Origin of the sequence: Tepidiphilus olei, from assembly GCF_006980705.1 — a bacterium.
Lineage (GTDB): Bacteria > Pseudomonadota > Gammaproteobacteria > Burkholderiales > Rhodocyclaceae > Tepidiphilus > Tepidiphilus olei.
This window is the reverse complement of record NZ_SBHO01000010.1, coordinates 1-14,861: the sequence shown is the minus strand read 5'-3', so window position 1 is coordinate 14,861 and position 14,861 is coordinate 1. Positions and strand designations below refer to the sequence as shown.

Genomic DNA, 14,861 nt, shown 5'->3' with positions numbered 1-14,861 from the left:
TACGGCGGTTTTTGCTCAATGGATTCTTTTGCCCGCGAAACCTTGCCCGTGCCCCTCGAAGAGGAGATGCGGCGCTCTTATCTCGACTATGCCATGAGCGTCATCGTCGGCCGGGCGCTGCCCGATGTGCGCGATGGCTTGAAGCCCGTGCACCGGCGCGTGCTCTACGCCATGCACGAATTGGGTAACGACTGGAACAAGCCCTACAAGAAATCGGCGCGCATCGTCGGCGACGTGATCGGTAAATATCACCCGCACGGCGATACGGCCGTCTACGACACCATCGTGCGCATGGCCCAGGATTTTTCCCTGCGCTATCCCCTCATCGACGGTCAGGGCAACTTCGGCTCGGTCGATGGCGACAGCCCGGCGGCCATGCGCTATACGGAAATCCGCATGTCGCGCATCGGGCACGAGATGCTCGTCGACATCGACAAGGAAACCGTCGATTTCGGTCCGAACTACGACGGCAGCGAGCGCGAGCCGCTGGTGCTGCCCTCGCGCATTCCCAATCTGCTCATCAACGGTTCGAGCGGTATCGCCGTGGGCATGGCCACCAACATTCCGCCGCACAATCTCGGGGAGGTGGTTCGGGCGTGCCTGGCGCTGCTGGAGAACCCCGGGCTGTCCGATGACGATCTGATGCAGTACGTGCCGGCGCCGGATTTTCCGACCGCCGGGCTCATCGTCGGGCTCGAGGGCGTGCGCGAGGGCTACCGTACCGGGCGCGGGCGCGTGGTGATGCGGGCGCGCACCCATTTCGAGGAGATCGGCCGTGGCGACCGGCAGGCGATCATCGTCGATGAGCTGCCCTACCAGGTCAATAAGAAGACCCTGCTCGAGCGCATTGCCGAGCTCGTCAATGAAAAGCGCATCGAGGGCATCAGCGAGATCCGCGACGAGTCGGACAAGTCCGGCATGCGCGTGGTCATCGAATTGAAGCGCGGCGAGCATCCCGAGGTGATCCTCAACCAGCTCTTCAAGCACACGCAGATGCAGGACACCTTCGGCATGAACCTGGTGGCGCTCGTCGATGGTCGGCCGCAGACGCTCACGCTCAAGGCCCTCGTCGGGCACTTCCTCGCGCACCGGCGCGAGGTGGTGACGCGGCGCACCGTGTTCGAGCTGCGCAAGGCGCGCGAGCGCGGGCACATCCTGGAAGGTCTGGCGGTGGCGCTGTCCAACGTCGACGAGATCGTCGCGCTCATCAAGGCCTCGCCTACGCCGGCCGCGGCGAAGGAAGCGCTGCTCGCGCGCCGTTGGCATTCGCCGGTGGTGGCCGAGCTGGTGGCGCGCGCGGGCGAAGACGCGGGGCGGTTCCGGCCCGAGGGGCTGGGGGCCGAGTTCGGCTGGTCGGCAGAGGGCTATCGTCTCTCGGAAGCCCAGGCGCAGGCGATCCTGGATCTGCGCTTGCAGCGCCTCACGGGGCTCGAGCAGGACAAGATCGTGCAGGAGTACCGCGAGGTGATCGAGCGCATCGCCGATCTGCTCGACATCCTCGCCAGGCCCGAGCGCGTCTCGGCCATCATTGGCGAGGAATTGCGTCAGATCGCGGCGCAGTACGCCGATCCGCGCCGCAGCGAGCTGGTGCTGGAAGCCGACGAGATCCGCCTCGAAGACCTGGTGGCGCCCCAGGACATGGTGGTCACGCTGTCGCACGCCGGCTACGTCAAGCGCCAGCCGCTCGACGACTACCGGGCGCAGCGCCGCGGCGGGCGCGGCAAGCAGGCGGCGGCGGTCAAGGAGGAGGATTTCCTCGAGCAGGTGTTCGTGGCCAATACCCACGACTGGGTGCTGTGCTTCTCCAGCCGCGGACGCGTCTATTGGCTGCGCGTCTTCGAGCTGCCCGAGGGGGCGCGTGGCGCGCGCGGCAAGCCCATCGTCAACCTGGTTCCCATGGGGCCGGACGAGCGCATCCAGGCGGTGCTGCCGGTGCGCGAGTTCGACGACGCGCACTACGTCTTCTTCGCCACCGCGTCGGGCGTGGTGAAGAAGACGGCACTGTCGGCTTTTGCCAATCCGCGCAAGGCCGGGATCGTGGCGCTATCGCTCGACGACGGCGACCGCCTCATCGGCGTGGACCTCACCGACGGGACCTGCGACGTGATGCTCTTCTCCGATGCGGGCAAGGCGGTGCGCTTCGCCGAGGATGACGTGCGCCCCATGGGGCGCGAGGCGCGCGGCGTGCGTGGCATGACGCTCGAGGACGGCCAGCAGGTGGTGTCGATGCTGGTGGTGCGCGACGAATCCGGCTCGGTGCTCACGACCACCGAGGCAGGCTACGGCAAGCGGACGCCGGTGGCCGAGTTCACGCGTCACGGCCGTGGCACCAAAGGGATGATCGCCATCCAGACCACTCGCCGCAACGGTCGGCTCGTGGCCGCCTGCCTGGTGCAGCCGGGCGACGAGATCATCCTCATCTCGCAGAACGGCGTGCTGATCCGCACTTCGGTCGACGACATCCGCGAGATGGGGCGCTCGACGCAAGGGGTGACCCTGATGGCGCTGGACGAGGGTGACCGCCTGGTAACGGTGGTGAAAGTGGCGCGCACGCCGGTGGTCGGGGACGAAGGCGAAGGGGAATCCGATGCGGGTGTATAACTTCAGCGCCGGACCGGCAATGCTGCCGGAGCCGGTCTTGCGTACGGTGCAGGACGAACTGCTCGATTGGCACGGAATCGGTTCGAGCATCATCGAGGTGAGCCATCGCGGCAAGCACTTCTCGGAGGTGATCGCGCGGGCGGAGGCCGATCTCAGGAAGTTGCTCTCCATTCCCGAGGACTACGCCGTGCTCTTCCTCCAGGGAGGGGCGACGCTGCAGTTCTCCGCCATCCCCATGAATCTGCTCGGCGGTGGTTCGGCCGACTACGTCGTTACCGGCGCCTGGTCGCAGAAAGCCTTCGTGGAGGCGCAGCGCATCGCACCCATGCTCGGCGGCCGGGTCCGTCTGGCCAGCTCCACCGAGGAAAGCGGTTTCACCCGCGCGCCGCGCCCCGAGGAGCTTTCGCTCGATCCGCAGGCGCGCTACGTGCATGTATGCACCAACGAGACGATCCACGGGGTGGAGTGGCTGGAGCTCGAGGCGCTGCAAGCCTCTGGCGTGCCCCTCGTCGCCGACATGTCCTCGCACCTGCTGTCGCGCCCCATCGATGTGCGCCGCTTCGGTCTCATCTATGCCGGGGCGCAGAAAAACATCGGTCCGGCGGGACTGACGCTCGTGATCGTGCGCCGCGATCTCATGGCTTCGCCCTGGGAGGGCACCCCGCCGGTGCTGCGCTACGACCGCATGGCCGAGAACGGTTCGATGCTCAATACGCCGCCCACTTTTGCCATCTACGTGGCCGGTCTCGTGCTCCAGTGGCTCGAATCGCTCGGCGGCTTGGCGGCGATGGCGCAGCGCAACGAAGCCAAGGCGCGTCTGCTCTACGAGTGCATCGATGCCACGCCCTTTTACCGCAATGCCGTCGAGCCGCGCTGGCGCAGCTGGATGAACGTGCCGTTTCGCCTCGCCGACGAGTCGTTGAACGAGCGCTTTCTGCAGGAGGCCGAGGCCGCCGGGCTCAAGTACCTCAAAGGGCACAAGATGGTGGGCGGGATGCGGGCGTCGATCTACAACGCCATGCCGCGCGAGGGCGTGGAGGCGCTCGTCGCTTTCCTGCGCGATTTCGCCGCACGGCACGCCTGAAGAAAGGGGAGGGGGATGGACGAGTCGGAACTCTTGGCGCTGCGTCGGCGCATCGACGCCATCGACGAGGAGATCCTCAAACTGCTTGCGGAGCGCGGGCGCTGTGCGCGGCGCGTGGGGGAGCTCAAACAGGGTGCGCTCTACCGCCCCGAGCGCGAGGCGCAGGTGTTGCGCCGTATCGCCTCGCTCAACCCGGGGCCGCTGCCCGAGAGCGCCGTGCGCACGATCTTTCGCGAAATCATGTCGGCCTGCCTCGCGCTCGAACAGCCGCTCAAGGTGGCCTATCTCGGCCCGGCCGGGACTTTCTCCGAGGCGGCGGCGCGCAAGCATTTCGGCAGCGCGCCGCAGTTCCTGCCGCTCGTCTCGATCGACGAGGTCTTCCGCGAAACCGAGGCGGGTAACATCGACTATGGCGTGGTGCCCATCGAGAACTCGGTCGAGGGTATGGTCGGCGTCACGCACGATCTGCTTCTGCTGCATCCGCTGCAGATCTGCGGCGAGGTGATGTTGCGCATCCATCAGCACCTGATGTCGCTCGCTCCGAGCCTCGCAGCGGTCAAGCGCGTCTATTCCCACGCCCAGTCACTCGCACAGTGCCACGAATGGCTCGCGCGACACCTGCCCGATGTCCCCTACGTGCCGGTGGCGAGCAATGCCGAGGCGGCGCGGCTCGCCGCCCAGGATCCGGACGCGGCAGCCATCGCCGGCGAGGCTGCGGCCGAGCGCTATGGGCTCACGGTGCTCGCGGCCAACATCGAGGACGATCCGAACAACACCACGCGCTTCCTCGTCATCGCCAAGCACGACGCCGCCGGCCCTTCGGGGCGGGACAAAACCTCGCTCGTGTGCTCCACGCCGAACAAGCCTGGTGCCATGCACCGCCTGCTCGAGCCTTTGGCGCAGTATGGCGTGAGTATGACCAAGCTGCAATCGCGCCCCGCCAAGAGCGGTCTGTGGGAGTACGTCTTCTACATCGACCTGGAGGGGCATCGGCTCGACGAGCCGGTTCGCCAGGCGCTCGCGGCGCTCGAGGAACGCGCGACCTTCCTCAAGCTGCTCGGTTCCTATCCGGCCGCGGCGTGGTGACATCGGCCAACAACGGGAGGAGAAGAGATGCGCGTCATCGATCACGTTCCAGCGGCGATCCGCTCGCTCGCCCCTTATCAACCGGGTAAGCCCATCGAGGAACTCGCCCGCGAGCGCGGTCTGCGGGAGGTCGACATCGTCAAGCTCGCCTCGAACGAGAATCCGCTCGGCATGAGTCCGAAAGCGCGGGCCACCTTGGATGCGACGGCGGCCGAAGGAGCCCGTTATCCCGACGGCAATGGTTTCGTGCTCAAGGAGGCGATCGCGCGCAAGTTCGGCGTCGCACCCGAGCGTCTGGTGCTCGGTAACGGCTCGAACGACGTGCTGGAGCTGGCCGCGCGCATCGTGCTGCAACCGGGTACCGAGGCGGTGTATTCCCAATACGCTTTCGCGGTCTATCCGCTGGTGACGCAGGCGTTGGGCGCACGGCCGGTCGAAGTGCCCGCCAAGGACTACGGGCACGACCTCGAGGCGATGCTCGCCGCGATCACGTCGCGCACGCGCGTGGTCTTCCTCGCCAATCCGAACAATCCCACCGGCACCTTCGTGCCCGGCGAGGCGCTGGAATCCTTCCTTTCGCGGGTGCCCGAGGACGTGCTGGTGGTGCTCGACGAAGCCTACGGCGAATACCTCGATCCCGCCGAACGCTACGAGTCGCTTGCCTGGGTCGATCGCTTTCCCAACCTGCTCGTGTGCCGGACGTTTTCCAAGATCTATGGGCTCGCCTCGCTGCGGGTGGGCTACGGTGTGGCGCGTCCCGAACTCGTCGATGTGATCAACCGCATCCGGCAGCCTTTCAACGTCAACGCCTTCGCGCTCGCGGCGGCGGCCGCCGCCCTCGAAGACGAGGCGTTCGTCGCGCGCAGCGCCGAGCTCAACCGCCAGGGGCTGCTGCAGCTCTACGAAGGATTCGCGCGGCTGGGTCTGCGTTGGGTGCCGTCGCGCGGCAATTTCGTGATGGTGCACGTGGGCGACGCGGGTGCGGTGAACGAGGCGCTGCTCGATCGCGGCGTGATCGTGCGTCCGATCGCCGGCTATGGCCTGCCCGAATGGCTGCGCGTCACCGTGGGTCTGCCCGAAGAGAATGCCCGCTTCCTCGAAGCGCTCGCCGACATCCTTTGCACCTGAAAGGGGGCTTTCATGAAGACGAAACCGGTGGGACGGCTGGTCGTGTGCGGTGTCGGGCTCATCGGCGGTTCCTTCGCCCTGGCGCTCAAGGCGGCCGGCATGGTGCGCGAAGTGGTGGGCATCGGTCGTTCGCGGGTTTCACTCGAACGGGCGCTCGCCTTGGGCGTGATCGATCGAATCGCCGCAGACTGGGGCGATGCGCTCGCCAGGGCGGAAGTCGTGCTGCTCGCCATGCCGGTGGGTCAGACGGAAGCGGTGGTCAAAGCCATGGCGCCACATCTGGCCCCAGGCACCCTCGTCACCGATGCGGGCAGTACCAAGCGCAACGTGATCGAAGCTTTTTACCTGCACTTGGAGCCACACCTGGCGCATACCGTACCGGGGCATCCCATCGCCGGTGCGGAGAAGAGCGGCTGCGAGGCGGCCGATGCGACGCTCTTCCGCGACCGTAAAGTGGTGCTCACACCGCTGCCGGAGAACGAGCCTGGCAGCGTGCTGCGGGTGGCGCAGCTCTGGCAGGCCTGTGGTGCGCTCATTCGCGAGATGTCACCGCAGGAGCACGACCGGGTCTTCGCCGCCGTGAGTCATCTGCCGCACGTGCTCGCCTATGCGCTGGTGCACGACCTCGCCGAGCGTGCGAATGCCGAGCAACTCTTCGAGTATGCCGCCGGGGGGTTTCGCGATTTCACCCGCATCGCCGCGAGCCACCCAGAGATGTGGCGCGACATCTGCCTCGTCAATCGCCAGGCGATCCTGGCTGAGCTCGACCAGTATCTCTCCGAACTCGCCTTCATCCGCGCGCTCTTGCTCTCGGCCAACGGCCCGGGTCTGGAGGATGTCTTCGCCAAGGCGCGCGCAGCCCGCATGGCCTGGGGCGAACGCTACGTCAACGGAGGAGGGTCGGACGAATGAGCGGGTTTCTCGATCTACCGCCCCTACTGCACGCCCGGGGCGGGGTGCGGCTGCCGGGCAGCAAGAGCATCTCCAACCGCGTGCTGCTGCTCGCGGCGCTCGCCGAGGGCGACACCCACATCCGCGATCTGCTGCACTCCGACGACGTCGCGCGCATGCTCGAGGCGCTCGAGGCGCTGGGCGTGCGCTGGGAGCGCACCGGCGAGCAGGACTACGTGGTCCATGGCACGGGTGGCGCTCCCTTTCCGGTGCGCAAGGCCGAGCTCTTTCTGGGCAATGCGGGTACGGCGTTCCGGCCGCTCACCGCCGTACTCGCCTTGATGGGCGGGGAATACCGCTTGCGTGGGGTGCCGCGCATGCACGAGCGGCCCATCGGTGATCTGGTCGAGGCCTTGCGTCAGCTGGGGGCGCGTATCGAGTACCTGGAAAACGACGGCTATCCGCCGCTCGCGATCCACTCGCCCGTACCCACTTCCGTCGAGACCGTTCGTATCCGGGGCGACGTCTCCAGTCAATTCCTCTCGGCGCTGCTCATGGCGCTGCCCCTGCTCGGCCGGCCGATCACCGTCGAGGTCGTGGGGGAGCTCATTTCCCGCCCCTACGTGGCACTCACGCTCGCGCTGATGGCGCGCTTCGGGGTGGAACTCGCCGAACGCGACCGGCGGTTCTACTACGATGGCCGGGCGCGCTACCGCTCGCCAGGGGAAATCTACGTCGAAGGGGATGCTTCTTCCGCGTCTTATTTCCTCGCCGCCGGAGCCTTGGGGGGAGGACCGGTGCGCGTCGAGGGCGTGGGTCGAGCGAGCCTGCAGGGCGACGTGCGCTTCGCCGAGGCCCTGGAGGCGCTCGGCGTCCGTATCAGTATGGGAGAGAACTGGATCGAGGCCTGTGCCCCTGCAAACGGCCGACTGCGGGCGTTCGATCTCGATCTCAACCACATTCCGGATGCGGCCATGACGCTGGCGGTCGTGGCGCTCTTTTGCGAGGGGCCCTCGCGCCTGCGCCGCATCGGCAGTTGGCGGGTGAAAGAGACCGATCGCATCGCCGCCATGGCCACCGAGTTGCGCAAGCTCGGTGCCTCGGTCGAAGAGGGGCCGGATTTTCTCGTCATCACCCCGCCCGAGCGGCTACGGCCGGCGGCGATCGCCACCTACGACGATCATCGCATGGCGATGTGTTTTTCGCTCGCCGCTTTCGGCGACATCTACGTGCGCATCCTCGATCCCGAGTGTGTCAACAAGACGTTCCCTCAGTATTGGCAGGCATACCGCTCGGTCGTGCGGCCGGTGCCCGTGGTGGCGATCGACGGTCCGACGGCAAGCGGCAAGGGCACCGTGGCGGCGCGCCTGGCCGAACGGCTCGGCTGGCACTATCTCGACAGCGGCGCCCTCTACCGACTGGTGGCGCTGGCGGCGCTGCGCCGCGGGGTGCCCGCCGAGGAGGTTGCGATGCTCGCGCGGCTCGCGCGCGAACTGGAGGTGCGCTTCGCCGGCGATCGCATCTTTCTCGCCGGTGAAGACGTGACCGAGGCCATTCGGACGGAAGAGGTCTCCGCTGCTGCCTCGCGCATCGCCGTGCACGGCGCCGTGCGCGAGGCGCTGCTCGAGCGTCAGCGGGCCTTCCGCCGCCGCCCGGGGCTAGTGGCCGAGGGGCGCGACATGGGCTCGGTCGTCTTTCCCGATGCCGAGCTCAAGGTCTTTCTCACCGCTTCCGTCGAGGTGCGCGCCGAGCGACGCTTCAAGCAGTTGATCGACAAGGGAATGTCTGCTAACATTGAAAGATTGCGCGAAGAGCTCGAGGCACGCGACCTGCGGGACCGGGAACGTGCCATCGCTCCTTTGCAGCAATGCCCCGACGCTCTGCGGCTCGATACGTCCCTCATGGGCGTGGAAGAGGCCGTGGAGGTCATTTTCGATTGGGTCCGGACACGTGGGCTCGCGTGATCCGGGAATGTTTATTCATACTTTTTGTCTTGCGTTTTTCCTGAGGGAGAAACGTCTTTGGAAACCGAACCGATGAACTCAACCGCCGTAGCCACTCAACCTACCGAAACCCAAGAAAGCTTCGCCGATCTCTTCGAGCAGAGTCTCGTGCTTCAGGAAATGACGCCGGGGCAGGTGATCACCGCCGAGGTCGTCGGCATCGACGACAACTTCGTGATCGTCAATGCCGGCCTGAAATCCGAGAGTTACATCCCCAAAGAAGAATTCATGAACGACCGCGGCGAGCTCGAAGTCAAGGTCGGCGACTTCGTGCACGTGGCGATCGAGGCCCTCGAAGACGGCTACGGCGAAACGCGTCTGTCGCGCGAGAAAGCCAAGCGCCTGGAAGCTTGGAACGAACTCGAACAGGCCTTCGAAGAAGGCCGTATCGTCAAGGGCGTGGTCACCGGCCGCGTCAAGGGCGGCCTCACGGTCATGCTCAACGGGCTGCGTGCCTTCCTGCCCGGCTCCCTGGTCGACATTCGTCCGATGAAGGACACCACCCCGATCGAGGGCAAAGAGCTCGAGTTCAAGGTCATCAAGATCGATCGTAAGCGCAACAACATCGTCGTGTCGCGCCGCGCCGTGCTCGAAGAGACCATGGGCGAGGATCGCGAAAAACTCCTCGAGTCCCTGCAAGAGGGCTCCATCGTCAAGGGCGTGGTCAAGAACATCACCGATTACGGTGCTTTCGTCGACCTGGGCGGCATCGACGGTCTGCTCCACATCACCGATCTCGCTTGGCGGCGTGTGCGTCATCCGTCCGAAGTCGTCAATGTGGGCGACGAGGTCGAGGCCAAAGTACTCAAGTTCGACCGCGAGAAGATGCGCGTTTCCCTGGGTCTCAAGCAACTCGGCGAGGATCCCTGGGTCGGTATCGCCCGCCGCTATCCCGCCGGTACCCGCCTCTTCGGCAAGGTCACCAACCTCACCGACTACGGCGCCTTCGTCGAGATCGAGCCGGGCATCGAGGGTCTGGTGCACGTCTCCGAGATGGACTGGACCAACAAGAACATCCATCCGAGCAAGGTCGTGCAGGTCGGCGACGAAGTCGAAGTGATGATTCTCGAGATCGACGAAGATCGTCGTCGCATTTCGCTCGGCATGAAACAGTGCCAGCCCAACCCCTGGGAAGAGTTCGCTCAGAACCACAAGAAAGGCGACAAGGTTCGCGGCCAGATCAAGTCGATCACCGACTTCGGCGTTTTCATCGGCCTGGATGGCGGCATCGATGGCCTGGTGCACCTCTCCGACCTCTCTTGGACCGAGCCGGGCGAGACGGCCGTGCGCCGCTACAAGAAAGGCGACGAAGTGGAGGCCGTCGTGCTCGCCGTCGACGTCGAGCGCGAGCGCATTTCGCTCGGTATCAAGCAGCTCGAGGGCGACCCGTTCACCAACTACATCGCCACGCACGAGAAAGGCTCCGTGGTCACCGGGACCGTCAAGTCGGTCGAGCCGAAAGGGGCCGTGATTCAGCTCGACGATGAGGTCGAGGGCTATCTGCGCGCCTCCGAAGCGGCGGCGCACCGCGTCGACGATCTCACCCAGCTCCTGCACGAAGGGCAGCAGGTGGAAGTGGTCATCATCAACGTCGATCGCAAGAACCGCAGCATCAACCTGTCGATCCGAGCGAAGGAGCAGGCCGAGCAGGCCGAGGCGCTCAATCGGCTGACGGGTGAAGGTGCCTCCGCCAGTGGCACGACTAGCCTCGGTGCGTTGCTCAAAGCCAAACTCAACGAACAGAAACAGTCGTGAGTGACCTGCGGCCATGACCCGTTCCGAACTGATCGAACGGCTGGCCGCGCGCTTTTCGCAGCTGCCGCCGAAAGACGTAGAAATCGCGGTCAAGATGATCTTGCAGGCAATGAGCGAGACGCTCGTTGCCAACGGGCGCATCGAAATCCGTGGTTTTGGTAGCTTTACGCTCACGTACCGTCCTCCGCGTATGGGGCGCAATCCGAAAACCGGTTTGCCTGTGCCGGTTCCTGGGAAGTACGTTCCGCATTTCAAGGCGGGCAAAGAGCTGCGCGAGCGCGTGGATCGGCACAAGGAGCCAGAGCCGGCGGCAGTGTGTTGAGGGTGCCTGCGAATCACCTGCCGCGTGGCCCCCATGGCGGCGGTTTCTGGTACTCGGGTGCTCGTCAGTCATTCGATATGCCGTGCATCCTGATCTCTGGTCGCATCGTCCTTCAGTCGCTCGCGGCGGCTTTTGAAGCCCCTGCGAGCGTTCGGCGCTCGTCCCGATGGAAGTGGCCCTCGTGGGCCGCTTCTTTTTTTTCGTTTGGCTTGGGATAATTCGTACGGTGCGGAACGCAGAGTTCCACCAACCCATGGGGAAAAGAGATGCGGATCTTTGTCTGGGTGCTCCGGCTCGTCATCTTTGCCGTGCTCGTCGCTTTTGCGGCACAAAATCATGTGCCGGTGACGCTGAAGTGGTTTGGTCAAGAATGGCAGGCCCCGCTCGCCGTCGTCCTGCTCGCGACGGCCCTGGTGGGGATCCTGCTTGGTCTGAGCTTCACGGTCGGCACCCTCGTGCGCCAGAGATGGACGCTGTCGCGTCTGCGTCGCCGGCTCGAAGCGACGGAGCGCGTGAGCGAATCCTCTGATCGTACCCTTCCCCCCGTATGAGCGAGCTCCAATTCTGGTGGTTGCTGCTCTTGCCCCTTTTCTTCGGCTTGGGGTGGGTGGCTGCGCGTATCGACATGCGCCAAGTCGTGCGTGCCTCGAGTCGCCTGCCGCGCATCTACCTCACCGGTCTCAATCATCTCCTGCACGACGAACTCGACCAGGCGATCGAGGCCTTTCTCTCGGCGGCGAGGGAGAATCCGGCCACGCTGGAGTTACAGTTGGCGCTGGCGGTGCTCTTTCGCCGACGGGGAGAGTTCGATCGAGCGATTCGCATTCACCAGGAATTGCTCGCGCGCGAGGATCTGCCGGAAGATCGTCGCGGCGAGATTCTCGCCGAACTGGCGCTCGATTATCACAAGGCTGGTTTCTTCGACCGTGCCGAAGAGCTCTACGCGGCACTTCAACAGACCGCGCGCAAGCATTGGGCACTTGCCCAGCTGCTCGAGATTTATCAGGTCGAAAAGGATTGGCGCAAATGCATCGATGTAGTAGAGCGTCTGGTGCGGGACGATAGTCCCGCCTGGCGAGTCCGACTCATCCATTACCACTGCGAACTCGCGGCGCTCGCGCTCACGGCCGAGCGCTGGGAAGAGGCCGCCAGACACATCGAGCAGGCACGCGCGCTCGATCGGCACGCCGTTCGCCCAATCCTGCTCGAAGGGGAACGGCATTTCCTACAGGGGCGGTTCGAGGTGGCATTCGAAGAATGGCTCACGCTCGAGCGCATCGCCATAGAGCATTTGCCGCTGGCGGCCGACCGGCTCATGGCGGTGGCCGAGCGCTGCGCCTGGCAGGCGAAACTCTTGCATCGTATGCATCAATGGCTGCACCGGCATCCCCAGCTCGATTTGGTCGACCATTACGTGGAGTTCGAGTCACGTCATGGGGATGTGGCGCGCGCCCTGCGTCTGCTGCAATGGATGTTACGCCAGCAGCCCAGCCTCATCGTGCTCGACGAATACTTGCTCTTGGTGGCGCGGCAGGTCGAACCCGCCTGGGTCGCCGACGTCGAACACGTGCGCGAAGTGGTGCACGGTTACGTACAACGGCTGGCGCGCTACCGATGCGCCCAATGTGGTTTCAAGGCGCGGCGGCATCTGTGGCGCTGTCCTGCCTGTGGCCAATGGGAGACGTTCGGCCCGGCGCGCGTCATCGAGATCGACGCGATCGCCGGTCATTGAGAGGAAGGTGCGATGTTCGAGACGATAGAATCCTGGGTAGGGAAGACTCCGCTCGTGCGCTTGCAGCGTTTGGGTGCAGGGCGGAACAACGTCCTGCTCGCCAAGCTCGAGGGCAACAATCCCGCCGGTTCGGTGAAGGATCGCCCGGCACTGGCCATGATCCGCGGCGCCGAAGCCCGTGGCCAGATCAAGCCGGGCGATACGCTTATCGAGGCCACCAGCGGCAACACGGGCATCGCGCTCGCGATGGTGGCGGCGATCCGGGGCTATCGCCTGATTCTGGTGATGCCGGAAAACCAGAGCGTCGAGCGGCGCCAGATCATGAAAGCCTATGGGGCCGAACTCGTACTCACGCCCAAGAGTGGTGGGATGGAACTCGCCCGCGACGTCGCCGAACAGATGCAGCGTGAGGGCAAAGGGGTCATCCTCGACCAATTTTCCAATCCCGACAATCCCCGCGCGCACTATGAGAATACCGGCCCCGAGCTGTGGGAACAAACCGAGGGGCGCATCACCCACTTCGTCTCCAGCATGGGCACGACCGGCACCCTCATGGGCGTGGCGCGCTACCTCAAGGAAAGGAATCCTGCCATCGTCACCGTCGGCTGCCAGCCGGAAGAAGGGTCGCAGATTCCGGGTATCCGTAAGTGGCCGCCGGAATACCTGCCGCGGATCTATCGTCCGGAACTCGTCGATCGCATCGAGCCGATCTCCCAGGCTGAGGCTGAGGAAATGGCGCGGCGGCTGGCGCGTGAGGAAGGGATCTTCGCCGGCATCTCCTCGGGCGGGGCGCTGGCTGCGGCTCTACGTGTGGCCGCCGAGGTGCGCGATGCCGTCATTGTCTTCGTCGTGTGCGATCGCGGTGATCGTTATCTTTCCACCGGCGTTTTTCCTGCCTGACGATGAGCACGCCGACTCTGGCCTTCGATCTCGAGACGATTCCCGACGTGGCCGCGCTGCGGCTGCTCCACGAACTTCCGGAATCCCTACCGGACGACGAAGTGGTGGAATACGCCGCCCAGCGCCAGCGCGCCCGCAACGGCAGCGACTTTCTGCCGCATCACCTGCAGCGCATCGTGACGCTCGCCGGCGTGTGGGACAATGGGCGCGAGGTGAAGGTGTTTTCGCTGGCCGCGCCGGAGCTCGAAGAAGCCGAGATCCTGAGGCAGTTCTTCGTCGCCATCGACAAGAAGCGTCCCCAGCTCGTCACCTGGAACGGCGGCGGGTTCGACTTGCCGGTACTGCACTACCGCAGCCTATTGCACGGTGTGCAGGCGAGTACCTACTGGGAAGTCGGTGAGCGGGAGGCGGAATACCGCTACAACAACTACCTCGGGCGTTTTCACTGGCGCCATCTCGACCTGATGGACGTGCTCGCCGGCTATCAGAGCCGCGCCGCCGCGCCGCTCGATCAGATCGCGCGGCTGCTCGGTTTTCCCGGCAAGCTCGGCATGGACGGCGGACAGGTGTGGAGCGCTTGGTGTCGGGGCGAGGCCGCGGCGATTCGTGCCTATTGCGAGACCGATGCGGTCAATACCCATCTGGTTTTCCTGCGCTTCCAGTGGTTGCGCGGTAAGCTCGGCGCGGTAGGGCTGAAGTCCGCACTCGAGCGGGTGCGCGAACATCTCGAAAAACTTCCCGGTGCACACTGGCGCGAATTCCTTGCGCAGTGGTCACCGGCCACCGATTGATTGAACGTCTGGGTACCCGACGAACCGTCGCGAGCGGCTAAAAGGTCTGGTGGGGGCGTACAGGATGCGCGACCCATGCCGAAGATGGGCGAGCATGCAAGAGCCGTGCAACCCTGCCGTGCGGTGATTCGCGCACTCGATGGGCGCTTCGCGCACACTTCTCTGGCACTCATCGGGTACATCCCCGGCCATTTCATGAAAAACAATATGATTCGCGCTGCACGCGTGGTCGGGTTTGAGGGGTTTATTCGTTTGCTACACAAGAAACTTGTTTTTTGTGCTCAGAGCATCTATAATGCAAATCCACCTGCTGCGGCATACTGCACCGTGTGTACCGTGGCTTGGTAGGAAGGAAGTTGAGGAAGTGCGTTCGGACTGTTGACACGGGTCGTGAAGTAAGGAATAATGCTGGTTCTGCCGCGCCACTGAGGTGGTGTGGGGTTGGAAGAAGTTCTTTAAGAATTTGGGGACAGTCGAGCGGTGTGGGTGTTGGCGCGGGATGGGTGCGCTGGCACGCGCATCGCTAGATGCGTGCGAGGTTTTATGGATTGAACCTGAGAGTTTGATC

General features: G+C 64.8%; 13 protein-coding genes. All 13 read left to right on the top strand.

Features of this window, described 5'->3' with window-relative positions; translation table 11 throughout:
* Positions 1-18 precede the first annotated feature (18 nt).
* Positions 19-2,601 carry a DNA gyrase subunit A gene (gene gyrA / locus EPD80_RS09935; RefSeq protein ID WP_142811432.1) on the top strand — a complete coding sequence of 861 codons (2,583 nt, stop codon included), beginning with the start codon at positions 19-21 and terminating at the stop codon, positions 2,599-2,601.
* Positions 2,588-3,685, top strand: a complete 1,098-nt coding sequence (gene serC / locus EPD80_RS09930; protein ID WP_142811430.1) for a 3-phosphoserine/phosphohydroxythreonine transaminase — start codon at positions 2,588-2,590, stop codon at positions 3,683-3,685. The genes gyrA and serC overlap by 14 nt, the downstream gene beginning before the upstream one ends.
* 15 nt (positions 3,686-3,700) lie before the next feature.
* Positions 3,701-4,771, top strand: a complete 1,071-nt coding sequence (gene pheA, locus EPD80_RS09925; RefSeq protein ID WP_142811428.1) for a prephenate dehydratase — start codon at positions 3,701-3,703, stop codon at positions 4,769-4,771.
* Between the two features lie 27 nt (positions 4,772-4,798).
* Positions 4,799-5,899, top strand: coding sequence for a histidinol-phosphate transaminase (gene hisC, locus EPD80_RS09920; protein WP_142811426.1), 1,101 nt, complete (start codon positions 4,799-4,801; stop codon positions 5,897-5,899).
* A 12-nt stretch (positions 5,900-5,911) separates the two neighbouring features.
* Entirely contained in the window at positions 5,912-6,811 is a 900-nt protein-coding gene (locus EPD80_RS09915) for a prephenate dehydrogenase (RefSeq protein WP_142811424.1), read from the top strand.
* Positions 6,808-8,754, top strand: a complete 1,947-nt coding sequence (locus tag EPD80_RS09910) for a bifunctional 3-phosphoshikimate 1-carboxyvinyltransferase/cytidylate kinase (protein ID WP_142811422.1) — start codon at positions 6,808-6,810, stop codon at positions 8,752-8,754. Before EPD80_RS09915 ends, EPD80_RS09910 begins: the two co-directional genes overlap by 4 nt.
* Before the next feature lie 72 nt (positions 8,755-8,826).
* On the top strand, positions 8,827-10,548 hold the full coding sequence (gene rpsA / locus EPD80_RS09905; protein WP_142811420.1) for a 30S ribosomal protein S1: 1,722 nt from the start codon (positions 8,827-8,829) through the stop codon (positions 10,546-10,548).
* 13 nt (positions 10,549-10,561) lie between these two features.
* Positions 10,562-10,870 (top strand): integration host factor subunit beta, encoded by a 309-nt coding sequence (locus EPD80_RS09900; protein ID WP_142805171.1) that lies wholly within the window; start codon positions 10,562-10,564, stop codon positions 10,868-10,870.
* Positions 10,871-11,136: 266 nt separating this feature from the next.
* On the top strand, positions 11,137-11,421 hold the full coding sequence (locus EPD80_RS09895; RefSeq protein ID WP_142805172.1) for a LapA family protein: 285 nt from the start codon (positions 11,137-11,139) through the stop codon (positions 11,419-11,421).
* Complete coding sequence (locus EPD80_RS09890) at positions 11,418-12,602, top strand: tetratricopeptide repeat protein (RefSeq protein ID WP_142811418.1); 1,185 nt, start codon at positions 11,418-11,420, stop codon at positions 12,600-12,602. Before EPD80_RS09895 ends, EPD80_RS09890 begins: the two co-directional genes overlap by 4 nt.
* 12 nt (positions 12,603-12,614) lie before the next feature.
* The gene (gene cysM / locus EPD80_RS09885) at positions 12,615-13,502 is read left to right on the top strand and encodes a cysteine synthase CysM (RefSeq protein ID WP_142811416.1); all 888 of its coding nucleotides are present in this window, start codon (positions 12,615-12,617) and stop codon (positions 13,500-13,502) included.
* Positions 13,503-13,504: 2 nt separating this feature from the next.
* Entirely contained in the window at positions 13,505-14,293 is a 789-nt protein-coding gene (locus EPD80_RS09880) for a 3'-5' exonuclease (RefSeq protein WP_142805175.1), read from the top strand.
* A 75-nt stretch (positions 14,294-14,368) separates the two neighbouring features.
* Entirely contained in the window at positions 14,369-14,641 is a 273-nt protein-coding gene (locus tag EPD80_RS09875) for a hypothetical protein (RefSeq protein ID WP_142805176.1), read from the top strand.
* Positions 14,642-14,861: the final 220 nt, after the last annotated feature.

What these genes read in the sequence shown, in the direction of transcription:
- gyrA (WP_142811432.1), top strand. Translation starts at nt 19, where the DNA reads ATGGATTCTTTTGCCCGCGAAACCTTGCCCGTGCCCCTCGAAGAGGAG.
- serC (WP_142811430.1), top strand. Translation starts at nt 2,588, where the DNA reads ATGCGGGTGTATAACTTCAGCGCCGGACCGGCAATGCTGCCGGAGCCG.
- pheA (WP_142811428.1), top strand. Translation starts at nt 3,701, where the DNA reads ATGGACGAGTCGGAACTCTTGGCGCTGCGTCGGCGCATCGACGCCATC.
- hisC (WP_142811426.1), top strand. Translation starts at nt 4,799, where the DNA reads ATGCGCGTCATCGATCACGTTCCAGCGGCGATCCGCTCGCTCGCCCCT.
- EPD80_RS09915 (WP_142811424.1), top strand. Translation starts at nt 5,912, where the DNA reads ATGAAGACGAAACCGGTGGGACGGCTGGTCGTGTGCGGTGTCGGGCTC.
- EPD80_RS09910 (WP_142811422.1), top strand. Translation starts at nt 6,808, where the DNA reads ATGAGCGGGTTTCTCGATCTACCGCCCCTACTGCACGCCCGGGGCGGG.
- rpsA (WP_142811420.1), top strand. Translation starts at nt 8,827, where the DNA reads ATGAACTCAACCGCCGTAGCCACTCAACCTACCGAAACCCAAGAAAGC.
- EPD80_RS09900 (WP_142805171.1), top strand. Translation starts at nt 10,562, where the DNA reads ATGACCCGTTCCGAACTGATCGAACGGCTGGCCGCGCGCTTTTCGCAG.
- EPD80_RS09895 (WP_142805172.1), top strand. Translation starts at nt 11,137, where the DNA reads ATGCGGATCTTTGTCTGGGTGCTCCGGCTCGTCATCTTTGCCGTGCTC.
- EPD80_RS09890 (WP_142811418.1), top strand. Translation starts at nt 11,418, where the DNA reads ATGAGCGAGCTCCAATTCTGGTGGTTGCTGCTCTTGCCCCTTTTCTTC.
- cysM (WP_142811416.1), top strand. Translation starts at nt 12,615, where the DNA reads ATGTTCGAGACGATAGAATCCTGGGTAGGGAAGACTCCGCTCGTGCGC.
- EPD80_RS09880 (WP_142805175.1), top strand. Translation starts at nt 13,505, where the DNA reads ATGAGCACGCCGACTCTGGCCTTCGATCTCGAGACGATTCCCGACGTG.
- EPD80_RS09875 (WP_142805176.1), top strand. Translation starts at nt 14,369, where the DNA reads ATGCCGAAGATGGGCGAGCATGCAAGAGCCGTGCAACCCTGCCGTGCG.